This is a genomic window from Mesorhizobium sp. P5_C1 (genome assembly GCF_054049815.1).
This window is the reverse complement of sequence record NZ_JBFULQ010000688.1, coordinates 1-2,487: the sequence shown is the minus strand read 5'-3', so window position 1 is coordinate 2,487 and position 2,487 is coordinate 1. Positions and strand designations below refer to the sequence as shown.

Sequence of the window (2,487 nt, the reverse complement as noted above, 5' to 3'; positions counted from 1 at the left end):
CGATCATTCCGTCGCGGGACCACACCGGGCTTCCCATCCACTTCCATTCCTCGATGATCTCGCCATCGGCTTCAAGAATGGTCTTGCGGACGCTGGCGAGCGTCTTGCCACGCCAGTCCGTGAGGCCCGCGATCAGCTGGTCGATCTGTTGCGATGGAATCATTGCGTGCCTTTCTCTGCCACGACGCGTTTTGTTTGCCGCGCTTTACCAGCGCGCCAGCTGGGTGATCTGAACGAGGTTGCCGCAGGTGTCGTTCAACTGGGCGATGGTCGAGCCGGTCGCCTCGGTCGGCGGCATGGTGAACTCGCCGCCGCTCGCCTTGATGCGCTCGTAGTCGCCCTTGACGTCATCGGTGAAGAACATGACCGCGGGCTGGCCTTGCTTGAAGATGGCTTGCTGATAGGCCTTGGCGGCCGGGTTGTCGTTGAGCGCGAGTTGCAGCTCGGTTCCATCGGGCTCTTCGGACGAGGCCACGGTCAACCAGCGATAGGGCCCATTGCTGAAGTCGGCCTTCTTGGTGAGGCCGAGCACTTCAGTATAGAAGCGCAGGGCGTTTTCCTGGTCGTCCACATAGACGCTGGTCAGCTTGATCTTCATCGCTATTTCTCCTCTGTCCGCCCTGTCGGAAGGGCGTGGTTTGAATTGTGCTGGCAGGCTTCAATCAATCCGCGGGCGCGGCTACGGGATCCAGCCGGGCAGGGCGGCGGCCTGCTTCACCCACTCCGCCATCTGCGCCTCGTCGAACGCGTCGCCTTCGCGGATGTCGATCCAGCGTGCGTCCTTGCTTTTCGCCGTGCCGCCGGGCGGGACCGGCCGCAACGACATGCCGCTGAAGAAGGTCACCTTCACGTAGCGGGTCAGGACATGGAACGTCACGAACCAGCCTTGGCCCTCGATGCCGTAGAACGGCGAATTCCATCTCACGGCTTTGCGGACATCAGGCACATTGCGCACGATGAGTGCGTCGAGGCGCTCGCCGAGGCCGCGTTTCCAGCCCGGCATTGCAGCGATATAGGCCTGCACCGGCGCGTCGCCGTCCCCCTTCGCGATTTGCGGGTTGCCGCCCGACAGCAGGACTGGTGCAGCCTTGGCCGCGACCTTGGTCGATTGCCCCTGCGTCTTGGCCATTCTGCCCATTTCCTATGCGCCCGCGCGTTCCCTGCCGTTTCCCTTGGCGGCATAYGGCAGCGCGAACATGTACAAGCCACTGAACAGCAGCAAGAAGAGCGGCAAGAGCGGCGAGTAGACGATCCAGGCAGGCGGCTGCCCCAATGTCATGGCAACGAAGTTGGCGATGACGGTCAGCGTAAAGATGATCGACAGCCAGCGATGAGTTTGCCGAATCCACTTGTTCCAATCCAATGAGACCTCCCGTTAAAAACGAGCCGAAGCGGACCCAGTGATCCGCTCGGCGGGTTTCAATCCATTCGCGCCAGGACCTCAGCCAGGTTTGCAAAGTACTGCCGCCACCCACTCGTCGCACCCCGGTATGCCTGCTCCTGATCAGGCCGGAAGCCGGACTGCTCCATCCGCAATCGAGTGCCCGTGCTGGTCGGCATGAGAGTCCATGTGACGACACTCTCGAGGCCATAGGCCTGCCAAGTGTAGGACAGTGTCTTGTTCGGCTCGATTGCGGTTACCTGACAGTCAACGACGATGCTCACGTCAGGCTGCGGGTCCTTTCGCAGATTGAAACGATGACCCGCGACTGGCTTGAAATCATTCTTCATCAGCCACTCCTCGATCAAATGCGGTTGGGTGAGCGCGCGCCAGATCTTTTCCGGCGGATGAGGTATCTCTCGTTCGACAATGACGGAGCGCGTTTCGATCGCAATGTTGGTCATTGGTCCATTCTATTGAGCAGATTTTCGAGGTCGTCGAACCGGCTCTGCCAGAATGCGTTCATCTGGTTCGTCCAGTCTGTCAGCGGTGCAAGTGCGCCGAGTTGGGCGCTGTAATGGGTCTGCCGCCCCTCATGGCGGTCGCGCACCAGCCCGGCATGCCTGAGCACGCCGAGATGCTTTGACACGGCTGGTTGCGAGACTCCGGACTGAGCCGTCAGGGCGCCGACCGTCTGCTCGCCTTCCCGGCACAGGCGCTCGAAGATGGCCCGACGCGTCGGATCGGAGAGCGTTCGGAAAAGGACATCGTGAGCATTCGTCATGGGGATCGATAACTCGGCGGCTATTGATTTACGTATAACTGCAGAGATATGTATCTGTCAAGCGGGGCAGCGATGGCCACGATCTGCCCGTTTCCAAAAAAATCTTTCCATTGCCCCAAGGAATCGCCATTAGCCTTCGTCCAACAGGCAAATGATGGCGATGATGCTGGATGAGAGCGAAGCCTCCGACGCCGAACTGATCGGGCGGGCGAAGGGCGGAGACAGGGGGGCCTTCAGCAAATTGCTGGAAAGGCACTATGACTTCGTCTATCGCGCCGCCTATCGCTGGTGCGGCAAGAAGGCCGATGCCGAAGACATCGCC

General features: G+C 60.5%; 6 protein-coding genes and 1 pseudogene. 1 reads left to right on the top strand and 6 read right to left on the bottom strand.

The features are described 5' to 3' along the window. The 6 genes and pseudogenes from ACXJ7R_RS29960 to ACXJ7R_RS29935 form a co-directional block, all read right to left on the bottom strand. Nucleotides 1-163, bottom strand: a pseudogene (locus ACXJ7R_RS29960) (DUF1801 domain-containing protein); the annotation flags it as partial. A gap of 42 nt (nt 164-205) precedes the next feature. Then, nucleotides 206-598, bottom strand: a complete 393-nt coding sequence (locus ACXJ7R_RS29955; protein ID WP_457154977.1) for a VOC family protein — start codon at nt 596-598, stop codon at nt 206-208. A gap of 81 nt (nt 599-679) precedes the next feature. After that, nucleotides 680-1,129 carry a DUF1801 domain-containing protein gene (locus ACXJ7R_RS29950; RefSeq protein WP_457154976.1) on the bottom strand — a complete coding sequence of 150 codons (450 nt, stop codon included), beginning with the start codon at nt 1,127-1,129 and terminating at the stop codon, nt 680-682. A 12-nt stretch (nt 1,130-1,141) separates the two neighbouring features. Beyond that, a complete protein-coding gene (locus ACXJ7R_RS29945) occupies nt 1,142-1,363 on the bottom strand; it encodes a hypothetical protein (RefSeq protein ID WP_457154975.1) in 222 nt (73 codons plus the stop codon). Between the two features lie 56 nt (nt 1,364-1,419). Continuing rightward, on the bottom strand, nt 1,420-1,845 hold the full coding sequence (locus ACXJ7R_RS29940) for an SRPBCC family protein (RefSeq protein WP_457154974.1): 426 nt from the start codon (nt 1,843-1,845) through the stop codon (nt 1,420-1,422). Continuing rightward, nucleotides 1,842-2,165: an ArsR/SmtB family transcription factor gene (locus ACXJ7R_RS29935; protein WP_457154973.1), complete on the bottom strand. Its 324-nt coding sequence runs from the start codon at nt 2,163-2,165 to the stop codon at nt 1,842-1,844. Before ACXJ7R_RS29935 ends, ACXJ7R_RS29940 begins: the two co-directional genes overlap by 4 nt. Before the next feature lie 154 nt (nt 2,166-2,319). On the opposite strand from ACXJ7R_RS29935, the gene ACXJ7R_RS29930 reads away from it, so the two are divergent. Next, nucleotides 2,320-2,487 (top strand): RNA polymerase sigma factor (locus tag ACXJ7R_RS29930; RefSeq protein WP_457154978.1); only part of this gene is annotated, 168 nt, incomplete at its 3' end.